Here is a 3,189-nt window from a genome sequence, read left to right as displayed (position 1 = left end):
GTGTCTCGCTGGCCTGGGGCCTGTGGGAGCAGAGCACCGGCCTGACCGCCCACCTCAGCGAGATCGACCAGGCCCGCATGAGCCGCGGCGGCATCCTGCCCCTCACCCCCGCCGAGGCCCTGGCCCTGCTCGACACCGGCCTGCGAGCCGAATACACCCTGCTCGTACCGATCAAGCTCGACCTGCGGTCGTTGCGCGCCGACGCGGCCTCCGGCGGCACCGTCCCGCACCTCCTGCGCGGCCTGGTGCGCAGTGGCCGCCGCCTCGCACGCGCCGGCGCAGGCGACGGCAGTGACCTGTTCCGGCGCCTCGCCGGACTGCCCGAGGCCGAACAGGAAGCCGTCCTCCTCGGCATCGTGCAGGCCGAAGGCACCGCGGTCCTCGGCTTCAACGCCGCCGAACTCGCCCAGGGCACACGAGGGTTCAGCGAGATCGGCTTCGACTCGCTCACCGCGGTCGAACTCCGCAACCGGCTCGGCGCCGCCACCGGCGTCAAACTCCCCGCCACCCTCATCTTCGACTACCCCACCCCGGTGGCACTCGCCCGCTACCTGCGCGAGGAGCTCGGCGACGACACGGCCGGTGCCACCGCCACCCCCACCGCCCACGCCGAGCCCGACGAGCCCATCGCCATCGTCGGCATGGCCTGCCGCCTGCCCGGCGGCGTCGACGACCCCGACGGCCTCTGGCGTCTCGTGGCCGAGGGCCGCGACGGCATGGTGGACCTCCCGGACGACCGCGGCTGGGACCTCGACGGCCTGTTCGACGCCGACCCCGACAAGCCCGGCACGGCCTACGTCCACAAGGGCGGATTCCTGCACAGCGCCGCCCAGTTCGACGCCGGCTTCTTCGGCATCTCGCCGCGCGAGGCGCTCGCCATGGACCCACAGCAGCGGCTCCTCCTCGAAACCACGTGGGAGGCCCTGGAGCGGGCCGGCATCGACCCCCACTCCGCGCGCGGCGACAATATCGGTGTCTTCTCGGGCGTCTCCATCCACGACTACATCGAGTCCCTCAGCAACGTGCCCGACGAACTCGAAGGCTTCGTCACGACGGCCACCGCCGGTAGCGTGGCCTCCGGCAGGGTGTCATACGTGTTCGGCTTCGAGGGCCCCGCGGTCACCGTCGACACGGCCTGCTCCTCGTCCCTCGTCGCCATCCACCTCGCTGCCCAGGCACTGCGTCAGGGCGAATGCTCGCTCGCCCTCGCGGGCGGTGTCGCCGTCATGGGCTCACCGATCGGCCTGCGCGGCATGTCGCGCCAGCGCGGCCTCGCCGCCGACGGCCGGGTCAAGGCGTTCTCGGCCGGTGCCGACGGCACCATCCTGTCCGAGGGCGTCGGCATCGTCGTCCTGGAACGCCTCTCGGAGGCCCGCAGACGCGGCCACCGGGTGCTCGCGGTCGTCCGCGGCTCGGCCGTGAACCAGGACGGCGCGTCGAACGGCCTGACCGCCCCCAACGGGCCCTCGCAGCAGCGGGTCATCCGCAAGGCGCTCGCCAATGGTGGCCTCGCCGCGGCCGACATCGACGTGGTGGAGGCGCACGGCACCGGCACGGAGCTCGGCGACCCCATCGAGGCGCAAGCCCTGCTCGCCACGTACGGCCGGGACCGGGACCCGGAGCGCCCGCTCTGGCTGGGCTCGCTCAAGTCCAACGTAGGTCACACGCAGGCCGCGGCCGGTGTCTCCGCCGTGATCAAGATGGTGCAGGCGCTCCGACACGGCATCATGCCGCCCACGCTCAACGTGACGGAGCCGACGCCCCAGGTCGACTGGACGGCGGGCGCGGTCGAACTGCTCACCGAGGCCCGCGCCTGGTCGGAGGAGGGCAGGCCGCGCCGCGCCGGTGTCTCCAGTTTCGGCATCAGCGGCACGAACGCGCACCTGATCCTGGAACAGGCACCGGAGGAGCAGCCCGCGGCGCCCGCCGCATCCACCGCCGGTGTGGTGCCGTTGGTCGTGTCTGCCGCCTCGGTGGCGTCCCTGGTGGGGCAGGCGGAGCGGTTGGCGTCCTTTGTGGAGTCCGGCGAGCGGGTGCCCTTGACGGACGTAGCCGCGGCGTTGGTTGGTCAGCGTGCGGTGTTGTCCGAGCGTGCGGTGGTGGTGGTCGGCTCGCGGGGTGAGGCGTTGGCGGGGCTTGGTGCGCTGGCGCGGGGTGAGTCTCATCGTGGTGTGGTCACTGGCGGATTGGCGTCGGCCGCGGTCGCGGGGCGGACGGTTCTGGTGTTCCCCGGTCAGGGTTCGCAGTGGGCTGGCATGGGTCGCGAACTCCTCGACTCCTCACCGGTGTTCGCGGAGCGGATCGCTGAGTGCGCGGCGGCGTTGGAGCGGTGGGTGGACTGGTCGCTGGTGGATGTGCTGCGAGGGGATGCTCCGGCCGATCTCCTGGAGCGCGTGGATGTGGTGCAGCCGGCGAGTTTCGCGGTGATGGTGGGTCTGGCTGCGGTGTGGGCGTCGGTGGGTGTGGTGCCGGATGCGGTGGTGGGTCACTCGCAGGGCGAGATCGCGGCCGCGTGTGTGGCGGGTGCGTTGTCGCTTGAGGACGCGGCCCGGGTGGTGGCGGTACGCAGCCAGGTCATCGCGGGCGATTTGGCGGGCCGTGGTGGTATGGCGTCGGTGGCGCTGCCTGAGGCTGAGGTGCTCGAGCGACTTGCGCGGTGGTCGGGCCGGGTCGAGGTGGCGGCGGTCAACGGTCCGTCCTCGGTGGTGATCGCCGGGGATGCCGAGGCTCTCGACGAGGCGCTGGAGGTTCTTGCCGCGGAGGGTGTGCGGGTGCGCCGGATCGCGGTGGACTACGCCTCCCACACCCGGCATGTGGAAGCGATCGAGGAGATCCTGGTTGAGGCCTTCGCTGAGGTCCGTGCTCAGGCGCCGCTGGTTCCTTTCTACTCGACTGTGACGGGTGAGTGGGTGAAGGAGGCGGGTGTTCTGGGCGGCGGGTACTGGTACCGGAACCTGCGTAGCCAGGTCCGTTTCGGTCCCGCAGTCGCCGACCTCCTGGGTGAGGGTTACTCGGTGTTCGTGGAGTCGAGCGCTCACCCGGTTCTGGTCCAGCCGGTCAGCGAGATCGTGGACGAGGCGGATGACACGGTCCGGTCTAGTGTCGTGGTCGGTGGTTCGCTGCGCCGTGAGGAGGGCGGCCTGGGCCGGTTGCTGGTCTCGATGGCCGAACTGTTCGTCCGAGGCGTCC

The 3,189-nt window shown here is 71.6% G+C and carries 1 protein-coding gene; it reads left to right on the top strand.

Annotated features, from left to right (window positions below):
• A partial coding sequence (locus AB0B40_RS38070; protein WP_362268212.1) for a beta-ketoacyl synthase N-terminal-like domain-containing protein occupies positions 1-3,189 on the top strand: 3,189 nt, incomplete at both ends.

Origin of the sequence: Streptomyces sp. NPDC042638, from assembly GCF_040647235.1 — a bacterium.
Classification (GTDB): Bacteria; Actinomycetota; Actinomycetes; order Streptomycetales; family Streptomycetaceae; genus Streptomyces; species Streptomyces rameus.
Note: the sequence above shows the minus strand (reverse complement) of the source record. Positions and strands in the feature narration are given on the sequence as shown.